Source organism: Micromonospora sp. NPDC048169 (assembly GCF_040652815.1).
GTDB lineage: Bacteria > Actinomycetota > Actinomycetes > Mycobacteriales > Micromonosporaceae > Micromonospora.
Genome location: NZ_JBEZMS010000002.1, coordinates 326299 through 347132 on the forward strand (window position 1 = coordinate 326299; position 20834 = coordinate 347132).

The window sequence follows — 20834 nt, forward strand, 5'->3', positions numbered from 1 at the left end:
CTAGCCCGCGACCGGCTGAGTCCGGCCGGCTCACCGCATGCCGCGTAGTGCGGTCTGGAGACGCTCCTGAGCGCGGCGTCGGCGCTCGTTGCTCGCGCCGAGCACCAGCAGCACGATGCCGACCGGGATCAGCACCAGCCACGGGCCGAGGCTGAACAGCGCGTGCACGGCCGCGATCGCGGTCACCGCCGCGCCCACGATCACCGGGGCCTGCTGCCGGCTGGTCGAGCCGAAGATCAGCACTGCGACGGCACCGAGCAGCAGCAGCACCTGACGCAGCATGCCGGAGTCGGTGGCGATCACGATCGCCAGCGTGGGCAGGAACGCGGTGACCAGCGCCGGGCCGTACGCCACCCAGCTCGACAGGTCGGGCCGGTGCCGCAGTTGCAGCACGCCGACCAGGAGGGCGAGCGCGGCGAACGGCAGCGTGTAGGCCTCCGGCAGCGCCACGTCGGCCACCCGCATCAGAATCCACCAGGCGCTGATCTCACAGGCCACGACCGCCCAGAACAGCAGGTTGCGTTCCATCGGCCGCCGCCCCGGACGGCTGGCCGCCACCCCGAGGACCGCGCCCCAGGCGGCCAGCAGTGCGGCGATGTGCCGGGGCGAGTCGTACGCCAGCGCCAGCGCGATGAGCGCCGCCCCGTAGCCGCTCCACTCGACTGTGGCCGCCTCCCGGTACGCCTCGGGACGGCGCAGCCGTGGCAGCGTGGCGGCGAACACCTGCAACGCCGCGCCGACCGCGAGCACCCCGAACGCGGACCAGACCGCCGCCAGCCCGGACTTCAGGCCGACCGTGAGCACGAACAGCTGCGCCATCACCGAGCCGAACAGCCAGCCCAGGATGCGGGCCCGCTGGGTGGTGCCGAACAGCGCGGCGACAGTGCCCACACCGACCGCCCCGCCCAGCGTGAACACCGTCAGGTCGCTCGTGGCCAGGCTGCCCGCGAGCCCGGCGCCACCGGCGGCGAGGCCGAGCGCGAAGACCAGCACCCGGGCCACCCGGAGCGACCGGCCCGGCTCGGCCAGCGCCGGCGGCGGGGTCAGCGCCAGCCCGAGCATCGAGATGGTGAACACCGCCAGCGCGGCCAGCGCGGTCACCGGCCAGCCACGGCCGAGCGCCACCGGCGTGATCAGCAGCGTGATCGCCGCCCCGGGCAGGATCACCGGCACCGCCCGGGACCGCCGGCCGCCACTGAACCCGGTGGCGGCGAGCGCCGCGGTCACGGTCAACAGCAGCGCGGTGAGCACGTGCGTGGGGTTCACCGCGTTCGGCGGCGGCGTCAGCAACTCCGGCGGCGGCCCCTGCCACACCCGCTTCAGCACCGTGAACGGCGAGAACAACGCCACCACGAGCGACGGGGCCAGGGTGGCCAGCGCCAGGGCGACGGGTAGCGCCGCGGCGGCCAGCGCTCCGGCGGCCGGGCTGACCCGCCAGCGCAGCTCCGGATCGTCCGGGGCACGCCGTAGCGCCCCGTTGAGCAGCACGGTCCAGCGGCGTACCGGCCGGCCCGAACCCGCGGGCGGGACGGTGGCGGCCCGTACCAGTTCGGCGAGCACACCGAGCAGCGCGGCGGCGGCGGCGAACACGCCGGCCGGCAGCCCGACCGCGAGCGCGGCGGCGGCGGTGACGGTGCCCGCGCCGACCACCGCGACGCTGGCGTACGGAAGGTATTGCGGCACCTGCCGGCGTACCGCCGCGATCGCGGCCAGACCGATGCTGGCGGCGGCGAGCGCGGCGGTGAGCACCACCTGGGGTGGGCGGCCGTACTCGACTGCCAGCGCGGCCACCGCGCCGGGCGCGGCGAGCAGCGCGGCTCCGGCACCCGCGCCGCCGACCTGCACCAGGTGTGGCGGCATGCCCTCGGTGCGTACGTCGTCGACGAGCGACGGCGCGAGCGTCCGCGCCACGGCGGCCACCGTCGCGCCGATCAGGGCGATGCTGCCCAGCGCCAGCGCGGTGGTCCACGGGCGTACCAGCCCGGCCCCGGCGGCGTGCAGCGCCACCACCCCGGCCACTGTGGCCCGGGACAGCGCGGCCCGGGGGTCGACAGAGGCCGCGGCCGCCATGCCGTAGACGGTGGCCACCATGCAGCCGACCAGCACCGGGGACCACCAGGGCAGGTCGAACGCGGCCGGGGCGCCCACAGTGGCGAGCACGGCGGCCAGGCCGGAGACGTCGTACTTCCAGGGTGGCGGCAGCAGGATGGCCGCGGTGACCGCCAGCAGCGCCAGCGCGACCGGGGCCTGCCAGGTCGAACCGCCGGTCGGCGCGGCCGGCCAGCCGGTCAGGTCACCGGCCCAGATCGGGCCGGGGGTGGCGAGCACGCCGAGCCCGCCGCGCAGGGCGCTCCAGGCGGCGATCAGGCCGATCAGGGTGCCACCGGCGGCGATGCCGAGGATCGGGCCGCGCCGCCACTCCTCGGGCAGCGCACGCGCGGCCACCGCCACCAGCAGCACCAGCGCGGAGGCCACCACGAGCTGACCACCGGGGGCGAGCACCGCGGCGATCCGGGCCAGTGTGGCGACCAGCGCCACAGTGGTGGCGGCAAGGGCCAGGTCGGACCCGTCGAGGGACATGTCGGCGCGACGCCCGGCGTCGATGCGCGGGGAGAGCGCCAGCAACGCGGCGGCGACCAGGAGCAGCCCGCCCACCCAGGCGTCGGCCGAGGTCGTGCCCGGCGCGCCGAACGCGGCGGCGGCGACTGCCACCGTGCCCAGCACCGTGCCGAGCGCGTGCGGCATGCTCAGGTGCCGCTGCGCCACCTGCACCAGGGCGGCGTAGCCGAGCGTGACGCAGACGGCGAGGAAGCTCGCCGCGAGGATCGGCACGGTGATCTCGCGCAGGTTCGCCGGTGTGGCGACCGGCGGCGTCGGCACCGTGGCGGCGACGAACGCGGCGACGGCGCCGGGCAGGGCGAACGCCGCGCCGCCCGCCGCCCAGGCGCACACGGTCTCGGTCGCGGCGGCGGCGAGCCGGACCCGGGGGGCGAGGGACACCAGCGCCCCGGCCAGGAACAGCACCGTCAGCGCGGCGGCGGTGAGGGCCGGGCGGCCGAGCGCCGCACCCGCGCCGACCAGGCCGAGCCCGGCCGCTGTCACCGCGTGCGCCACAGCGGCCCGTTCCGTGCGGGCGGTCAGCCCGAGCACGCCGATCGCGACCGCGGTCAGCAGCATCGGCCAGCAGGCCGCCGCCCAGCCCAGACCGAGCGAGGCGGGTACGGCGAGCGCGGTGAGCGCCGCCCCGACCACAGCGAACTCGCGCCGGATCTCGGCCGGCAGGGCGATCACGGCGGCGACGGTGAGCAGCAACGCGCTGGCCGCCAGCTGCCAGCCGGTCGGCCCGACCGCCCGGGCCAGCTCGGCGTGCCATCCGCTCAGGTCCGCCGACCAGGCGGGCAACGCGGCCCGGGCCGGGGCCAGCCCGGCGCGCAGCGCGCCACCGGCGACCACCAAACCGCTGACCGTGAGCGCCACCGCCGACGCGATCTGCGGACCACGCCGGGCCGACTCCGGTACGGCTCGGACGGCGAGCCCGGTCAACGCGATGACGGCGGAGATGAGCAGCAGGGACCGGCCGGGCAGGGCCACCGAGGCGACCCGCCCGAGCGCGCCGATGACCGCCAGTGTGAGGACGGCGGCGCCGACGTCCGGCAGCGGCGGCCGGCGCAGCACGAGCGTCCCGGCCAGCGCGACCAGGGCGGCGAGCAGCAGCACCGTGCCCGCTGCGGCGGCCGGCGGCACCGTGGTGGCGCGCAGCAGGCCGGTGACCGCGTACGCCAGCGCGACCGCGACCGCCACGCCGTGCAGCAGCCAGGTCAGCTCGGGCAGCCAGGGCACCGGCCGGGCGGTGACGGCCGGACCCGGCGGCGTCTCACCGCCCAGCACCTCGGCGGACTCCTCCGGGGCCGACTCGGGCCGGTCGTCCTCGGCGCGCTGCCGGGGCGGGCCGGGCGGTACCGGCCCGGTGGCGGGCAGGTCACGCCGGACGGGCCGCTCGCGTACCACCGCCGAGCGCGCCAGCGCCAGGTCGAGCACCGCCACCACGGTCAGCACCAGCGCCCAGCCGACCGGCCCGGTGATCCGCTCGTACGCCAGCAGGGGCAGCACCGGCTGGGCGGCCAGCACCGTGGCGAAGCGTGGTGCGCGCAGACCGGTGCCGTACGCGTATCCGAGTGCGACGAGCGTGGTGACCAGGAAGATCGTGCCGGCGAAGGCGGCGCCCGTCCCGTCGCCGCCGATCCGGTCGACGGCCCAGAGCGCGTACCCGGCCAGCGGCACCAGCAGCAACCCGACGGCGGCGATGGTCTCGGCGGTGGAGGTCAGCCCGCGCCGGGCCAGCACCGGCGGGGCGAGCAGCATCAGTGCCGTCGCCACCAGCAGCACGCCGAGCCGGGCCAGCGCGTCCATCGAGCTGGTGGCGACCGCGGCGAAGACCACCGCGGCGACGCCGAGCAGGAGCGCGCCCAGCCCGAGCGGGATGTTCTGCACCTCCCGCGAGGACGCCTCGGGCGGGTGCTCCGGATCGTCCGCGTCGAGCCAGCGCGGGCGACCGCGCGGCGGCGACGGGGGCAGGTCCTCCGGGCCGGGCGGCGGGGTGCCCTGGCGGGGCACCCGGGGCGGCGCGCCGGTGGCGGCGGTGGGCGGGCGGCGGCCGGCCCGCCGGCGCAGCACCCGGCGCGGCCGGGTGGCCTGCCGGATCCGTTCCTCACCGGCGTGCGCGAGGATGTCCCGCTGGAAGAGGGCAGCCTGCATCTTGGCGGCGATCTGCCGCTGTTCCCGGGCGATCTCGGCGTCGCGGGCCTTCATCTCGGCGATCGAGCGCTCGATGTCGGCCAGGTGCTCGGACCACTGCGGCTGGGGCGCGCCGCAGTGCGGGCAGACGACGGCGGGCTTGATGTCCTGCCCGCACGAAGCGCACCTGAAGCTCTCCACGACAGTCTCCCGTCCGCCCGTGCCTCCGCACTGTGGACCTCCCAGAGGCAGCATGCCTTGAGTGGGCCGGGATTTCGACAGTTGCCGCCGCGTTCCGGACAACAAAAAGGACCGGCCCGGTCGGGGAGGTGTCCCCGGCGGGCCGGTCCAGCTGGTCAGCGGGTCAGGGGCGGCCCATGCCGCGGTACTCCCAGCCGGCCTGTGTCCACAGTGTGGAGTCGAGGCAGTTGCGCCCGTCGACCACCTTGCGGCCGTTCGCCAGCTCGCCCAGGGCCACCGGGTCGGCGTTGCGGAACTCGGCCCACTCGGTGAGCACGCAGACCAGGTCGGCACCACGGACCGCGTCGTTCATGCTCTCCTCGTACGCCAGCTCGGGCACCGCCCGGCGCGCGTTCTCGATCCCCTGCGGGTCGAACACGTGCACGTCGGCGCCGGCCTTGCCGAGCAGCGAGGCGACCGCGAGCGCCGGCGCGTCGCGTACGTCATCGGTGTTGGGTTTGAACGTGGCGCCGAGCACCGCGACCCGGGTGCCGGACAGGTCCGGGCCGGCCGGGCCGGAACGGCGGCCGAGCAGTTCGGCGGCGAGCTGCACCACGCGGCTGCGGCGGCGCTGGTTGATCAGGTCGACCTCGTGCAGGAAGCGCAACGCCTCACCGGCGCCCAGTTCCTGGGCGCGGGCCTGGAAGGCGCGGATGTCCTTGGGCAGGCAGGCGCCGCCGAAGCCGAGCCCGGCCTGGAGGAAGCGGTTGCCGATGCGCGGGTCGTAGCCGATCGAGCGGGCGAGCTGGGTCACGTCGCCGCCGGCCGCCTCGCAGACCTCGGCCATCGCGTTGATGAAGGAGATCTTGGTGGCGAGGAACGCGTTCGCGGCGACCTTTACCAACTCGGCGGTGGCGAAGTCGGTGACCACCAGCGGCACCTCGCGGTCCTCGGTGGCGGCGAGGTCGAAGACGCCCTTGTGGGCGGCGAAGAGCATGCCGTTTGCCCACTCGCTCTTGACGCCGACCACGATCCGGTTCGGACGCAGCACGTCGTCGACGGCGAAGCCCTCCTGGAGGAACTCGGGGCTCCACGCCACCTCGACGCCGAGGTCGGCCGGGGTGTGCTTGCCGACGAGCTGCTCCACCCACTCGGCGGTGCCCACCGGCACGGTGGACTTGCCGACGATCAGCGCCTTACGGGTCAGGTGCTGGGCGAGGCTCGTCACGGACGCCTCGACGTACGACAGGTCGGCGCCCATGCCGTCGGCCCGCTGCGGGGTGCCGACGCAGATGAAGTGGACGTCGCCGAAGTCGGCGGTCTCCTGGATGTCGGTGCTGAACCGCAGCCGGCCGGCGGCCAGGTTGCGGCGCAGCAGCTCGTCGAGGCCCGGCTCGTGGATCGGCACCTCGCCCGCGTTCAGCTTGGCGATCTTGTCCGCGTCGACGTCGAAGCCGAGCACCTCGTAGCCCAGTTCCGCGTAGCAGATGGCGTAGGTCGCACCGAGGTAGCCGGTGCCGAGGAAGGTCACCCGCGGGCGGGCGGCGCCGGACGGCGGGGTCACCGCGGCGATGGCGGGCATCGGCTGGGTGTTCGGGTACGGAATCGTCACGCCTGTCTTCTCCGCTCGCACTGGCGGCGCTTCCACGCGTCGCATTCTGCTGGGGCGCCGAGGCCGGGCACCGAGGGAACTGGATGTCTGCTGTGAGGGTAATCGGGTCGGGCGGGCGAGGCTCGGGCGCGAGCCTACCCGCCGGTAAGGTCCGGCCGGGACCGGTGGCTATCCTTCAGTTTGCGGCAGTCGTCGGCCCTCGGGCGGCACAGACTGCGCATGATAGCGGTGGAAGGGGAGGGCCGACATGGCCGCAGAGCAGTCGTTCGACGTCTATCGGTTGCCGGAGGAGCACGAGGCGATCCGGGAGGCGGTCCGTGAGGTCTGTGCGGCCAAGGTGGCTCCGCGCGCCGCCGAGGCGGACGAGACAGGTGAGTTCCCGAAGGCGTCGTACGAGGCCCTGCGCGCGGCCGACTTCCACGCCCCGCACATCCCTGTCGAGTACGGCGGCGCCGGCGCGGATGCGCTGGCCACGGCCATCGTGATCGAGGAGGTGGCGCGGGCCTGCGCGTCGTCCTCGCTGATCCCGGCGGTGAACAAGCTGGGCACCATGCCACTGCTGCTGGCCGGCTCCGAGGAGCTGAAGCGCAAGTACCTCACCCCGGTCGCGGCCGGGGACGGCATGTTCTCCTACTGCCTCTCCGAGCCGGAGGCGGGCAGCGACGCCGCCTCGATGACGACCAAGGCGGTACGTGACGGAGACCACTGGGTGCTCAACGGCGTGAAGCGGTGGATCACCAACGCGGGCGTGTCCGAGTACTACACGGTGTTCGCCGTGACCGATCCCACAGCCCGGTCGAGGGGCATCTCCGCGTTCGTGGTGGAGAAGTCCGACCCGGGCGTCAGCTTCGGCGCCCCGGAGAAGAAGCTCGGCATCAAGGGCTCGCCCACCCGGGAGGTCTACTTCGACAACGTGCGTATCCCGGCCGACCGCATGATCGGCGCCGAGGGCACCGGCTTCGCCACCGCCATGAAGACGCTGGACCACACCCGGGTCACCATCGCCGCCCAGGCGGTCGGCATCGCGCAGGGCGCGTTGGACTACGCCAAGGGCTACGTCCAGGAGCGCAAGCAGTTCGGCAAGCCGGTCGCCGAGTTCCAGGGCATCCAGTTCATGCTCGCCGACATGGGCATGAAGCTGGAGGCGGCGCGGCAGCTCACGTACACCGCCGCCGGCAAGTCCGAGCGCGGCGACGCGGACCTGACCTACTTCGGCGCGGCCGCCAAGTGCTTCGCCTCGGACGCCGCCATGGAGATCACCACGGACGCGGTCCAGTTGCTCGGCGGCTACGGCTACACCCGTGACTACCCGGTCGAGCGGATGATGCGCGACGCAAAGATCACCCAGATCTACGAGGGCACGAACCAGGTCCAGCGGATCGTGATGGCCCGTCAGCTGCTGAAGGGCTGACCACCGGCGTTCGGGCGGGCGGGCCGGCGTACCGGCCCGCCCGCGCTCGTCAACGGGTCTCGGTGCCCTCCGGCCGCCCGGCGCCGCGCGGGGGCGCGGACCAGGGCGACTCGCCGCCGGTACGGCGGGGCAGGGGTTCGGTGGGGGTCTCGGGATAGGCCAGCGTGAGCGGCGCGGTGTCCGGGTCCTTCGGCGCGTCGGCCGGGGGCCAGTCGGTGAGCGTCGGCTTGTGCTCCACCGGCGCGACGGCCGGGGTCAGCTCCGCCCCGGCCGCCGGGGGTGTGGCGGGACGCCGCCACCGGCTCGTGCTGAACACGGCCATCAGCAGCAGCACGCCGATGAGGAACAGGGTGCCGTTGTCCAGCGGCTCGCGCAGCGGCAGCGGGTCACCGAGCAGCTTCAGGTCGTCCGGCACCCGGTCCCGCACGCTGAACGGCGCGACGAACAGCCCGACGTACGGGGCGGCGAGCAGCAGGCCGGCCACCAGCGGGCCGAACGGCGAGAAACGCAACGTGCCGAGCAGACCGAGCAGGATGCCGGCGACGCCCAGATAGACGGCCGGCTCGATCAGGTTCGGTGTGCTGTACGTCCCGATCTCCACCCAGCGGTCGACGGTCCGCTCAGATCCGTCCTGACCGAGCGTGACGAGCACCCAGGTGACAGGCGCCACCGCCAACCCGGCGAGGAAGCTCCAGAGATGTCGCATCCGCGCACCGTACCGTTTTCGGCATGACAGATCATCCCGCGGTCCCGCCGGGTAAGCCCACGTCGTACTCCCGCGTCACGCTCAGTCGCATCATGACCGCGGTCGATGTCAATCTGTACGGGACCGTGCACGGTGGGGTACTGATGAAATTCGTGGACGACGTTGCCGGCGCGGCGGCGGCGCGGCACAGCGGCGGCACCGCGGTGACCGCGTCCATCGACGAGATCGTCTTCTCCGAGCCGGTCCGGGTGGGCGATCTCGTGCACGCCCACGCACAGGTCAACTGGACCGGCCAGACCTCGATGGAGGTCGGGGTGAGGGTGGTCGGCGAGCGCTGGGACTCGGCCGAGGAGGAGCCGGTGCGGGTCGCCACCGCGTACCTGGTCTTCGTGGGGGTCGACGTGGGCGGCGCGCCGCGCCCGGTGCGCCCGGTGCTGCCCGAGACGCCGGAGGACGAGCGCCGCTTCCGGGAGGCCGAGATCCGGCGCGCGCACCGGCTCGCCCGGCGCCGCGCGATCCAGGCCCACCGCGCCGGCTGAGGGGTGTAAGGAAGGGCCCCCTCTTAACGCCTGCGGTAGAGGAAGGGCCCCCTATTAACACCCGGGCACGCACGCTGCCCCCGCCGTCCGGCGGCGGACCCCCGCGGGAGTGAGGTGTTAACAGGGGGCCCTTCCTCTGCACGAGGCGTTAAGAGGGGGCCCTTCCTTCCATGTGGGCCACATGGGGTGGGGGTACGGGGTGTGGGCGGGGCACGCCCCGTACGGCGCACCCGGCGCGGACAATGGCGGCACGAGGTAGGGCAAGATGGCGCCACGGCTCCGGCACACCGTCGTGGCGGGCCCAGGGGAGGGTGGAACAGTGGCTGACGTGCTGTGGACGCCGCCGGCGGACGTGCGGGAGCGGTCCCGGATCGGTGACTACCTGCGCTGGCTGGCCGAGCACCGCGGGCTGGAGTTCGCCGACTACGACGCGCTGTGGCAGTGGTCGGTGACCGACCTGGACGCGTTCTGGCGCTCGATCTGGGACTACTTCGACGTGGTCGCGCACACCCCGCCGACCGCCACGCTCACCGACCGGGCCATGCCGGGCACCCGCTGGTTCCCCGGCGCGACGCTGAACTACGCCGAGAACGTGCTGCGCATGCCGGGGCTGGACGACGACGACCCGGCGGTGATCGCGCACGGGCAGACCCGCGCGCCGGAGACGCTCACCGCGGCCGAGCTGCGCGAGCGGGTCCGCCGGGTGGCCGCCGGGCTGCGCCGCCTCGGCGTGGGACCGGGCGACCGGGTGGCCGCGTACGCGCCGAACATCCCGGAGACGTACGTCCTGCTGCTCGCCACCGCCAGCCTGGGCGCGATCTTCTCCTCCTGCGCGCCCGAGTTCGGCACCCGCAGCGTCACCGACCGCTGGCAGCAGATCGAGCCGACGGTGCTGGTCGCCGTCGACGGCTACCGGTACGGCGACAAGCCGGTCGACAGGCGCGCCGAGGTGGCCGCGATCCGGGCCGCGCTGCCGTCGCTGCGGCACACCGTCGCCGTCGCGTACCTCGATCCGGACGGCCCGGCCCCCGACGGCGCGCTGCCGTGGGCGGAGCTTGCGGCGCCCACCGACGAGCCGCTGACGTTCACCCCGGTCGCCTTCGACCACCCGCTCTACGTGCTCTACTCCTCCGGCACCACCGGCCTGCCCAAGCCGATCGTGCACGGCCACGGCGGCATCCTGCTGGAACACCTCAAGATGCTGGCGCTGCACCACGACCTGGGTCCGGCCGACCGGTTCCTCTGGTTCACCACCACCGGCTGGATGATGTGGAACTTCCTGGTCTCCGGCCCGGCGGTGGGCGCGGCGATCGTGCTGTTCGACGGCAACCCGGGCCACCCCGACCTGGGCGCGCTGTGGCGGCTGGCCGCCGACACCGGCACCACGTACTTCGGCACGTCCGCGCCGTTCCTGCTGGCCTGCCGCAAGGCCGGCCTGGTGCCGCGCGAGGTCGCCGACCTGTCCGCGGTGCGCGGCCTCGGCTCGACCGGCGCGCCGCTGCCGGCCGAGGGCTTCACCTGGGTGTACGAGAACGTGAGCGACCGCCTCCAGCTCCAGTCGCTGTCCGGCGGCACGGACGTGTGCACCGGCTTCGTCGGCGGCGTGCCGCTGCTGCCGGTGTACGCGGGGGAGATCGCCTGCCGGGCGCTCGGCGCGAAGGTGGAGGCCCGTTCCGCCGACGGCAGCGCGGTGATCGGGCAGCTCGGCGAGCTGGTGATCACCGAGCCGATGCCGAGCATGCCGGTCGGGTTCTGGAACGACCCGGACGGCGCCCGCTACCGGGAGGCGTACTTCGAGGTCTATCCCGGCGTGTGGCGGCACGGCGACTGGATCACGGTGAACGAGCGCGGCGGATGCGTGATCACCGGGCGGTCCGACGCCACGCTCAACCGGGGTGGGGTACGGCTGGGCACCGCGGAGTTCTACTCGGTGGTCGAAGGGCTGGACGAGGTGGTCGACTCGGTGGTCGTGCACCTGGAGGACGACGAGGGCGGCGCGGGTGAGCTGCTGCTGTTCGTGGTGCTCGCCGAGGGCCTGGAACTCGACGACGACATGCGGAAGAAGATCTGCCGGGAGCTGCGTACCGCGCTGTCGCCCCGGCACGTGCCGGACGAGATCCACCAGGTCCGGGCCGTGCCCCGCACGCTGAGCGCGAAGAAGCTGGAGGTGCCGGTGAAGAAGATCCTGACGGGCACCCCCGTCGACCGCGCGGCGGCCAAGGGCGCCCTGGCCAACCCCGAGTCCCTGACGGCGTTCGCCGCCCTCGCCCAGCGCCGTTCCACCACCGACAGCCCCGTCGCCCCTGGCTGATCAGCCCTGTCGCCCTCGCTGATCTTGCACTTTCCGCCCCGGCGAAAGGGGTGAATCCCCCGTACCGAGGGCCGAAGGTGCAAGATCAACAGGGAGAGGGGCGGGGCGGGCTCAGGCCAGGGTGTGCGTGGTCTTCTCGGTTGTGGAGCGCGCCTCAAGGCGAGCCGGGTCGGGGTGGGCGCACGCGACCACGCTGGCTCCCGCCGTGAGCGGGGTGAGCAGCCAGTCGACCGGGTCGGGGTGAGTGGTCACGTCGACCAGGAGGCGGTCGCCCGGAGTCAGGCCCAGCTCGGTGGCGCGGACCGCCGCCCGGGCCAGCAGCGCCGCGTCCGCTTCCCCGCCGGACGGGTCCGGCGTGAAGTGGTCGCCGTGTCCGCGTACCGCGGTGACGAAGTCCGCGCAGCCCGCCGGCACCTGCCGCATCGGCAGTGCGAACGGGTCGAGCGCCAGCGCGTACCGCTCGCCGGCCGGCCAACCGGCTGCCTCGTCCGCCCGGTCGACGGCCACGAACAGCGCCTCCACCGGCCCCGGCGTGCCGACCACGGTCAGCTTCGCCGACCAGCAGCCGAGCAGCACGGCGGCGGTCTGCCAGTGCGGCGGCAGCAGCACCCCGGCCGCGTCGCCGGGCGCGGCGCCCACCTCGTCGGTGAGCAGGTTGGCGGTCTTCGCCACCCAGTTCGCGAGTGTCGCCCCGGAGAGTTCGGTGCGTTCGCCGGTGGCGTCGTCGTACCAGGTCAGCAGCGGTCGGGTGGGGTCGGGCGCGATCGCGTCGGCGAACACCCGGGCAATGTTGTCGGCCATCGGCGCGAACGATACGCGCCCCGCGTGCGTACTCGATGACAGCGACAAGTCGGCGTACCGTCGGGTCGCGGTCAGCGCCTGGCGCCCGGCCCGGCGTAGGCTTGCCGAAAGTGTTCTTTCCCACAACCGCGCCATCTGAGGAGTCGCCCCGTGACCGCCGGTCGCCCGCCCCGCGTTCTCATCGACGCCACGAGTGTCCCCGCCGACCGTGGTGGCGTCGGTAGATACGTCGACGGACTGCTCGGCGCGCTGGGCCGGGTCTGCGGCACCAGCATCGACCTGGCCGTGGTCAGCCTCCGCACCGACCTGGAGCGCTACTCCCGGATGCTGCCCGGCGCGGAGGTGATCCCCGCCCCGGCGGCGGTGGCGCACCGGCCGGCGCGGCTGGCCTGGGAGCAGACCGGCCTGCCGCTGCTGGCCCAGCAGGTCGGCGCCGAGGTGCTGCACTCGCCGTTCTACACCTGCCCGCTGCGGGCCGGCTGCCCGGTGACTGTCACCGTGCACGACGCGACGTTCTTCACCGAGCCGGAGCACTACGACAAGTCGCGCCGGACGTTCTTCCGCAGCGCGATCAAGACCTCGCTGCGCCGCGCCGGCCGGGTGATCGTGCCGAGCAAGGCCACCCGCGACGAGCTGATCCGCCTGCTGGACGCCGACCCGACCCGGATCGACGTCGCCTACCACGGCGTCGACCAGGACGCGTTCCACGCGCCGGGCGACGAGGAGAAGGCACGCGTCCGGGCCCGCCTGGGGCTGGGCGACAGCAGCTACATCGCGTTCCTCGGGGCCAAGGAGCCGCGCAAGAACGTACCCAACCTGATCCGCGGCTGGGCCCGGGCGGTGGCCGACCGGCCGAACCCGCCCGCGCTGGTGGTGGCCGGCGGTCAGGGCCACGACGACGACATCGACCGCGCGGTGGCCGAGGTGCCGTCGCACCTGCGGCTGCTGCGTCCCGGTTACCTGCGCTACGCCGACCTGCCCGGCTTCCTCGGCGGCGCGCTCGTGGCGGCCTACCCCTCGTACGGCGAGGGCTTCGGCCTGCCGATCCTGGAGGCGATGGCGTGCGCCGCCCCGGTGCTCACCACGCCGCGCCTGTCCCTGCCCGAGGTGGGCGGCGACGCGGTCGCCTACACCAGCGAGGACCCGGACCAGATCGCCACCGACCTGGCCGCCCTGCTGGACGACGAGCAGCGGCGGCTGTCCCTGGCCAAGGCCGGCTTCGACAGGGCCAAGGAGTTCACCTGGGAGTCCAGCGCCGAGGTGCACATCGCGGCCTGGCGACGGGCCCGCTCCTGAGTCCCGGGCGACCGACCGTGACGGCTCGCCCGCTTCGGGCATGATGTGCTGATGTTCTACGCCGTCATCCCGGCGGGCGGCAGCGGCACAAGGTTGTGGCCGTTGTCCCGTGCCGGCCACCCCAAATTCCTCCACCCGCTGACCGGCACCCCCGCCTCGCTGTTGCAGGCCACTGTCGACCGGTTGTCGCCGTTGACCACTCCGGAGCGCACGCTCGTGGTCACCGGGGCCGCGCACGCCGCGGCGGTGGCTCGGCAACTGGCCGGCCTGCCGGAGGAGAACATCCTGGTCGAGCCCTCTCCGCGCGACTCCTGCGCGGCGATCGCGCTGGCCGCCGCGGTGATCGCCACCCGGACGCCGGACGCGGTGATGGGCTCGTTCGCCGCCGACCACCTGATCGGCGACCCGGCCCGGCTGGCCGAGGTGGTACGCCAGGCCATCCGGGGCGCGGAGCAGGGGCTGCTGATGACAGTGGGCATCACCCCGACGCGCCCGGAGACCGGCTACGGCTACCTGGAGACCGGCGACCCGGTCGGGGACGGCCCGCTGCGCCCGGTACACGAGTTCAAGGAGAAGCCGGCCGCCGAGGTGGCGGAAGTCTACGTCCGCTCCGGCCGGCACCTCTGGAACGCCAGCATGTTCGTCTGGCGGGTGGACGTCTTCCTGGCCGAGCTGGCCCGCCAGCAGCCGGAGCTGCACGCCGGGATCACCGCCATCGCGGCGGCCTGGGGCACGCCGGAGCAGGACGACGTGCTCGGCCGGATCTGGCCGACGCTGCCCCGGATCTCGGTCGACTACGCGGTGATGGAGGGCGCGGCGACGGCCGGCCGGGTCGGCACCGTGCCCGGCGACTTCGGCTGGAACGACGTCGGCGACTTCCACACGCTCGGCGAGGTGCTGCCCGCCGACGGCGCCGGCAACGTGGTGCTGGGCGGGGACGCGAAACCGGGCGTGCTGCTGCACGACACCACAGGCACCGTCGTGGTGCCGCACTCCGGCCGGCTGGTGGCCACCGTCGGGGTGCACGACCTGATCGTCGTGGACACCCCGGACGCGCTGCTGGTCTGCCCGCGCGACCGCGCGCAGGACGTGAAGAAGATCGTGGACGAGCTGAAGGAACGCGGCGAGGAGGGCCTGGTCTGATCCGCCGCGCGACGCGCCGCCGGAGTGGAACGCGCCCGGCGGCGCGTCGGGGCGCCGCCGCTCAGCGGCCGGCGTGGCGGGCCAGCACCGCGAGGGCCGGCCGCACGAGCTGCGCGGTGGCGTGGGCGAGCGGCTCGGGCAGCCGGTCCGGCGGGAACCAGCCGAGCGCCTCGGACTCCGCGCTGACCCGCTCGACCGCTCCCGCCGGGGCCAGCGCGGCGTACCGGACGTCGTAGTGGAACGACCCGCCCTGACAGGCGACCTGATGGATGTCCACGTCGATCGGCTCCGGCTCGACGGTCAGGCCGCTGATGCCGGACTCCTCGGTGGCCTCGCGCAGCGCGGCGCCCACAAGCGTCCGGTCGCCGGGCTCGCAGTGCCCGCCGAGCTGCATCCACCTGCGGATCTTGCCGTGCAGGCAGAGCAGCACCCGGCCGTCCGGGTCGAGCACCAGCGCGCTCGCGGTGACGTGCCCGGCCCGGTGCGCGCGGCTCATCGCCACCGGCCCGTCGGCCAGCAGCGCCAGGGTCCGGGTCCGGGCCGCGTCGGCGGCGGGGCTGGTCGCCGTCCAGCGGCTCAGCGTCGCGACGGCGTCGGCGTGCAGCTCGGTGTACGAGATGAGATCAGGCACCCGGACACTCTACGAGCGCCGGCTTCGTACCCTGACGCGGTGACCCTGCGACTCGTCGAGTTCCTGGTGGCCGGCAACGAGGCGAGCGACCTCCTGCCGGTGCGGTCGGCCGCGCTGCTGCGGGCGCACGGCGCGCGCCGCGGCTTCTGGACCGTGCTGGACGAGGGGCCGGTCGAACAGTGCCTGGCGCTGCTGCTGGAACTCGACGACGGCCACTGGGAGGCGCACCACGTGGCCGCCGACGCCGGCCGGGAGAACGGCCGCACCGAGGACGGCGAGGCACTGGCCCACCACGACGGCTGGGTGTACGTCTTCGGCTCGCACTTCGGCTCCAAGGGCGGCCCGCTGCGGCCCCGGCGCGCGTTCGTGGCCCGGTTCCGGGAGGACGACGCCGTGGCCGGGCCGCTGCCGGTGCACGTGGTGCGCAACCGTTTCCGGCTGCACCGGGCGGTCAACGACGCGCTCGCCGCCGCCCCGCTGACGCTGCTGCCACCGGGCGACCGGGTCCGGCAGCGGTTCATCGTGGAGACACTGGCCCGGGGCACCGCCCGCGCCAAGAGCTGGGTGACCCGGCTCGCCGCCGACGACCTGCCGATCAACGTCGAGGCGGCGGCGTTCACCCCGGCCGGTACGGCGCTGCTCGGCCTGCGTTTCCCGGTGACCGCCGAGGGTGAGCCGGTCTACGTCGAGCTGGCCGGCGTACCGGAGATGTTCGACGACCCGGAGCACTCGGGTGACCCGCGGGCGCTCGGGGCGTACGCGCTGACCGGTGTGACGCCGCCCGGTGCGCTCGCCGGCTTCCGCGCGATCACGCCGACCGGCGACGGCGGCTACGCGGCGGTGACCGGGTCGATCGACGCGCTGGGCAAGGGTTCGGTGCTGCTGGACGACCACCCGCACGGCGGCGAGGTGACCTCCCGGCACGTGCGGTTCCGGCACGACGCGGGCGGGGACGCGCTGGTGGCGGGGGAGGTGGTCGCGGAGCTGGCGCCGTTCCATCACGTGGAGGGGCTGGCCGAGCTGGCCGGGCGCTGCTATTACGTCACCGACGAGGACCATCGGGTGGCGCTCTGGATCGGATGAGCGAGGGCCGGGCGGCACCCCTGCGACTGATGCCGCAGACCCTCGTGGTGCCGCCCGGCCACGCCCGTCAGCCGGCGACCGGATCGATGTCGCTCCCCGGCGTCGGCAGGCAACAGAGAGTTTGCCGAACCGGCCCGCCCAGCGTCGAGGTTTTTCATCTCACGCTTAAAGATGGAGATTAGTACCGGCGGGTACAGTCGGAGTGTGGCTGGCACCCCCGCCGTCCGCACGGGAGCAATCCATGTTGAAGATCATTTTCTCCGGCGAGGACGTCCTGCGGACCCGGGTCGCCCCGGCCGCGGACCCCCTGTGGGAGTTGGTCCTCAGCCTGCACCTGCTCCAGGGGCGCGGTCGTGACCCGATGATGACCACCTGGCGGCGCACAGTGGCGCACGGACTGCGCACCGACACCGACGCCGAGCAGTACCGCCTTCTGCTGGCGCTCAATCCGCCACGCGGCTACTTCCCCGACTTCCTCACCCCGTTCGCCAGCCGGGACGGCTTCCAGGCCGGCCTGGAAGCGATCCGGGGCACCCCCGTCGACATGCTGCGCCGCGACCTGACGCTGCTGGCCGGGGAGAACGCCCTGCCGTCCTCGGCCACCGCGCTCGCCCGTGGCGAGCCGGAGACGCTGCACCACCTGACCGGCGCGATGGCGCGGTACCAGTCGCTGGCCGTCACGCCGTACTGGTCCCGGGTGCAGGCGGCGGTCGAGGCGGACCGGGCCCGGCGTGCCCGCGCCATGCTCGACGGCGGCGCCGAAGGGCTGCTGGCCAGCCTGCGGCCGAACATGCGCTGGGATTCGGGCGTGCTGGAGGTGCTCGACTACCCGGACACCCGGGAACTGCACCTGGACGGCCGGGGGCTGCTGCTCGTGCCGTCGTTCTTCTGCTCGCGTACCCCGGTGGCGCTCGTCGACCCGACCCTGCCCCCGGTGCTGGTCTATCCGGTCGACCGGCTCGCGGGCCTGACGTCCGGCTCGGTCGCCGGGGAACCACAGCAGGGCGAGGCGCTCGCCGCCCTGCTCGGCCGCACCCGCTCCCGGGTGCTCCAGGCCGCCGACGGCGGCTGCACCACTGGCGAGATGGCACGCAAGCTGCGCATCTCGGCCGCCGCGGCCAGCCAGCACACCACGGTGCTGCGCAACGCGGGGCTGCTGGTCAGCCGACGCGACCGCAACACCGTCCTGCACACGCTGACCCCGCTGGGCCGAGCAGTCCTGGACGCCTGAGCGCGCCCGCCGGAGTCAGAGCGCCAGCGTGGCGCTCGCGGTGCTGCCGGACGGGGGCGGAAGCAACGTCGAGTCGATCCCCTCGGCGGCCAGCGCGGCGCGCAGGCGTTGCAGGTCCGCGCCGAACCGGACCAGGTCCGCCCGGCCGACAGGGGTGGGCGCCGCGCCGAGCAGCAGGCCGGTGGCCGAGGCGGGCCAGCCGGGCACCGTGGCGGCGAGCCCGTCGCGTACCTCGTCGTCGGTGACGTGGGTGAACACAGTGCCCGGCGCGACCACGTCGGCCACCGCGTCGATCGCCCGCCGCACCGCGTCCGCGCCCGCGGGTTCGGCACCGACCCGGTCGGCGAGTGTCGCCGCCGCCCGCAGACCGGCGGCGCGCGCCTCGGCGGTGCCGAGCGAGAACAGGTCCATCGAGGCGTCGCGGACGAGCGTGCGTGCGCCCTCGTCGTCGTCCCGCGTCGCGGTGAGGTAGCCCCGCACCACAGCGACCGGGACCTGGTCGCACTTGCCCTTGATCAGCTCGCCGGCGCCGGCCAGTTCGTCGACCACGGCCATCTGGGTGACGAACAGCTCGTTGCCGTACGGGTCGACCTCGCCCCGGTGGTCGCGGATCGCCGGCATGCCGGCCACGCCGAGCGCCACGTCGGTGAGCCCGTTGCGCCACGGCCGGCCCATGGTGTCGCTGACGATCACCGCCACGTCGAGGCCGTGCCTGTCCCGCAGCGCGTCGCGCAGCGCCCGGGCGGACGCGTCCGGGTCGACAGGCAGCAGCACCAGCCGGGTCTTGTCCACGTTCGAGGCGTCGATGCCGGCCGAGGCCATCACGAAGCCGTGGTGGGTCTGCACGATCCGGGTCGCGCCCCGGGTCGCCACCACCCGGGCGGTCTCGGCGGCCAGGATGCGGTCCCGCTCGGCGAGCCGTTCCGGGCCGTCGGCCGGCACGTCGACCAGCCGGCCCTCCGCCTTCGACACGATCTTGCTGGTGACCACCAGCACGTCGTGGTCGCGCAGCCAGGGCGCCGCGCCGGTGATCAGCGCCGCCAGGTCGTCGCCCTCGGTCACGTCGCCGATGCCCGGCACCGGCAGGATCTCCAGCCTCACATCAGCTCCAGCGCGGCGCGCACCATCGCGGCGGTCGCCGCCTCGTCGGTCATCCACAGCGGCGCCGCGCGGACCGTCACGCCCGGCACCACGGTGCCCTCGTCCTCCGGGGCGACCAGCCAGCCGTCGAGCAGCCCGCCCGCCGACCGGGCGCCGTAGAGGCCGCCCACGCCGGCCGCGCCGCACTCCACGCCGAGCACGGCGAGGCAGCGGTCGGCCATGCCGCGTACCGGCGCGCCGCCGATGATCGGCGACACCCCGATCACCGGGGCCGGGCCGCCGGCCACCGCGTCGCGCAGGCCGGGCACCGCCAGCACCGGGGCGATGCTCACCACCGGGTTGCTGGGCGCGATCAGCACCACGTCCGCGGCGGCGACCGCCTCGACCACGCCGGGCGCGGGCTTCGCCGCGTCGGCGCCGACGAAGACGAACCGGTCGGTGGGTACGTCGGCCCGGTACCGCACCCACCACTCCTGGAAGTGGATCGCCCGCCGGCCCTGCTCGTCGGAGACGACGGCGTGGGTCTCCAGGCGGTCGTCGGTGGCCGGCAGCAGCCGTACGCCCGGTTGCCAGCGGGCCGCCAGCGCCTCGGTCACCTGGGACAGCGGGTAGCCGGCGTTGAGCATCGTGGTGCGCACGAGGTGGGTGGCGATGTCCTTGTCGCCGAGACCGAACCAGCTCGGCTCCGCGCCGTACGCGGCCAGCTCGTTCTTCACCGTCCAGGTCTCGCCCGCCCGGCCCCAGCCCCGCTCCGGGTCGGCGCCGCCGCCGAGCGTGTAGAGCACGCTGTCCAGGTCGGGGCAGACCTTCAGCCCGTGCAGCAGCAGATCGTCGCCGACGTTCACCACGGCGGTCACCTCGGCGCCCACCTCGCGGGCGTACGCCCGAACGCCGAGCAGGAAACGGGCGCCCCCGATGCCGCCGGTCAGTACCACGATGCGCATGGCGTCCATCCTTCCGCACGCGCCGCCGTCGATCGTCCGGTGGCCGGAGAGACTACGCTCACTTCGGCAACTGTCCGCTTTCGTCCCCTGGGGGAGTCCGTGACCAGCCCCGCCGAGCCCGCGTCCGGCGACGCCGCGCAGGCCAGCCAGTTGATCAAACCGTTGCGCGAACTGGCCGCGCTCGTCCTTCTCGGCGCCAACGCCGTGCTTCTCTTCGTCGGCCTGCTGCGCCTGCTCGTGCCGGTCGACGACTACAGCACGTTCAGCGGCCGGGCCGGGAGCACGTACTTCACCTTCATCGGCCTGGAGTCGACGGTCCTGCCGGTGCTCGCCGTCCTGATCTCCACAGTCGTCCTCCCGGTCGTGCCGAAGGCCAGGATGATCACGCAGGTGGCGCTGGTCGAGTACGCCGTGTCCGCCGTGTTCGGCGCGCTGACGTTCCTGATCTGGCTGGTCGGCCGGCTCGCCGACGGTGAGGTGCTCGACGCGTTCCTCGGCCTGCTGACCCGCGCGGCCTGGCTGGCGATCTTCGCGGTCGCCGCGTTCGTGGTGTTCAAGATCTGGCGCGCGCTCTACTACGTGCCGAAGCCGAAGGCGCAGCCCGGCGTGTACGGCCAGGCCCAGCCCGGCTGGCCGCAGCAGCCGGGTCAGCCCGGTGGCTACCCCGGCCCGGGCGGCTACCCGCAGCAGCCCGGCCCGGGCTACCCGCAGGCCGGCTCGCCCCAGCCCGGCTGGCCGCAGCAGCCCGGCCCGTACGGCCAGCCGCAGACGGCGCCGCCGTTCAACACCGCGCCGCCGCACGCGCCGCAGTCCGGTCCGCCGGCCGCCGACCCGCAGTCAGGTGTCCCGTACGCCGGTCCGCAGTACGGCTCGCCGCAGTCCGCGCCGCCGTTCGGGCAGCCGCCGTCGGCCGACCCGACGCAGGCGATCCCGCGCCAGTCCGCCGAGCCGGGCGCGCCGTCGCCGGGCGCCGACGACGAGCGCACCCAGCGGTTCGACCGCGAGGACCCGAACCAGCACCGCTGAACCCCGTCGCGGCGGGCGTTTACCTACTCGACGGTATGTGGTCGCTCGCTCACCTCCGGTGGGACGCCGCCGTGAGGTGTGCGGT

Annotated in this window: 15 protein-coding genes; 8 read left to right on the forward strand and 7 right to left on the reverse strand. The window is 74.3% G+C overall.

Translation table 11 applies throughout. The annotated features are described in order from the left end of the window. Window positions 1-30 precede the first annotated feature (30 nt). Together AB0D28_RS03500 and AB0D28_RS03505 are read right to left on the reverse strand one after the other, a co-directional pair. Window positions 31-4935 carry a permease gene (locus AB0D28_RS03500; RefSeq protein ID WP_357381760.1) on the reverse strand — a complete coding sequence of 1635 codons (4905 nt, stop codon included), beginning with the start codon at window positions 4933-4935 and terminating at the stop codon, window positions 31-33. 163 nt (window positions 4936-5098) lie between these two features. Next, complete coding sequence (locus tag AB0D28_RS03505; protein WP_354865003.1) at window positions 5099-6526, reverse strand: UDP-glucose/GDP-mannose dehydrogenase family protein; 1428 nt, start codon at window positions 6524-6526, stop codon at window positions 5099-5101. 247 nt (window positions 6527-6773) lie between these two features. Between AB0D28_RS03505 and AB0D28_RS03510 the strand changes: the two genes are divergently transcribed. Next, entirely contained in the window at window positions 6774-7937 is a 1164-nt protein-coding gene (locus AB0D28_RS03510) for an acyl-CoA dehydrogenase family protein (protein WP_357381763.1), read from the forward strand. Between the two features lie 49 nt (window positions 7938-7986). Here AB0D28_RS03510 and AB0D28_RS03515 read toward each other — a convergent pair whose 3' ends face one another. Next, complete coding sequence (locus AB0D28_RS03515; RefSeq protein WP_357381765.1) at window positions 7987-8643, reverse strand: hypothetical protein; 657 nt, start codon at window positions 8641-8643, stop codon at window positions 7987-7989. 23 nt (window positions 8644-8666) lie between these two features. On the opposite strand from AB0D28_RS03515, the gene AB0D28_RS03520 reads away from it, so the two are divergent. Both AB0D28_RS03520 and AB0D28_RS03525 read left to right on the forward strand, forming a co-directional pair. Beyond that, a complete protein-coding gene (locus tag AB0D28_RS03520; RefSeq protein ID WP_357381767.1) occupies window positions 8667-9182 on the forward strand; it encodes a hotdog domain-containing protein in 516 nt (171 codons plus the stop codon). Between the two features lie 319 nt (window positions 9183-9501). Further along, window positions 9502-11493, forward strand: coding sequence for an acetoacetate--CoA ligase (locus tag AB0D28_RS03525; protein WP_357381769.1), 1992 nt, complete (start codon window positions 9502-9504; stop codon window positions 11491-11493). Between the two features lie 111 nt (window positions 11494-11604). On the opposite strand, the gene AB0D28_RS03530 is transcribed toward AB0D28_RS03525, so the two are convergent. Continuing rightward, entirely contained in the window at window positions 11605-12294 is a 690-nt protein-coding gene (locus AB0D28_RS03530) for a TIGR03089 family protein (protein ID WP_357381771.1), read from the reverse strand. A gap of 150 nt (window positions 12295-12444) precedes the next feature. On the opposite strand from AB0D28_RS03530, the gene AB0D28_RS03535 reads away from it, so the two are divergent. Beyond that, window positions 12445-13590: a glycosyltransferase family 1 protein gene (locus AB0D28_RS03535; RefSeq protein WP_357381773.1), complete on the forward strand. Its 1146-nt coding sequence runs from the start codon at window positions 12445-12447 to the stop codon at window positions 13588-13590. Window positions 13591-13641: 51 nt separating this feature from the next. Beyond that, on the forward strand, window positions 13642-14733 hold the full coding sequence (locus AB0D28_RS03540; protein WP_357381775.1) for a sugar phosphate nucleotidyltransferase: 1092 nt from the start codon (window positions 13642-13644) through the stop codon (window positions 14731-14733). Between the two features lie 61 nt (window positions 14734-14794). On the opposite strand, the gene AB0D28_RS03545 is transcribed toward AB0D28_RS03540, so the two are convergent. Beyond that, entirely contained in the window at window positions 14795-15364 is a 570-nt protein-coding gene (locus tag AB0D28_RS03545) for an NUDIX hydrolase (protein WP_357381778.1), read from the reverse strand. A 39-nt stretch (window positions 15365-15403) separates the two neighbouring features. Here AB0D28_RS03545 and AB0D28_RS03550 point away from each other — a divergent pair, with 39 nt between their 5' ends. Together AB0D28_RS03550 and AB0D28_RS03555 are read left to right on the forward strand one after the other, a co-directional pair. Beyond that, on the forward strand, window positions 15404-16447 hold the full coding sequence (locus AB0D28_RS03550; RefSeq protein ID WP_357381780.1) for a hypothetical protein: 1044 nt from the start codon (window positions 15404-15406) through the stop codon (window positions 16445-16447). Between the two features lie 241 nt (window positions 16448-16688). Further along, window positions 16689-17678 (forward strand): winged helix-turn-helix domain-containing protein, encoded by a 990-nt coding sequence (locus AB0D28_RS03555; RefSeq protein WP_357381782.1) that lies wholly within the window; start codon window positions 16689-16691, stop codon window positions 17676-17678. A gap of 15 nt (window positions 17679-17693) precedes the next feature. Here AB0D28_RS03555 and AB0D28_RS03560 read toward each other — a convergent pair whose 3' ends face one another. Further along, on the reverse strand, window positions 17694-18779 hold the full coding sequence (locus AB0D28_RS03560; protein WP_357381784.1) for a coenzyme F420-0:L-glutamate ligase: 1086 nt from the start codon (window positions 18777-18779) through the stop codon (window positions 17694-17696). Further along, on the reverse strand, window positions 18776-19723 hold the full coding sequence (cofD, locus tag AB0D28_RS03565; protein WP_357381786.1) for a 2-phospho-L-lactate transferase: 948 nt from the start codon (window positions 19721-19723) through the stop codon (window positions 18776-18778). The genes AB0D28_RS03560 and cofD overlap by 4 nt, the downstream gene beginning before the upstream one ends. 99 nt (window positions 19724-19822) lie before the next feature. On the opposite strand from cofD, the gene AB0D28_RS03570 reads away from it, so the two are divergent. After that, window positions 19823-20749 carry a hypothetical protein gene (locus tag AB0D28_RS03570; protein ID WP_357381788.1) on the forward strand — a complete coding sequence of 309 codons (927 nt, stop codon included), beginning with the start codon at window positions 19823-19825 and terminating at the stop codon, window positions 20747-20749. The last annotated feature ends 85 nt before the right edge of the window (window positions 20750-20834 follow it).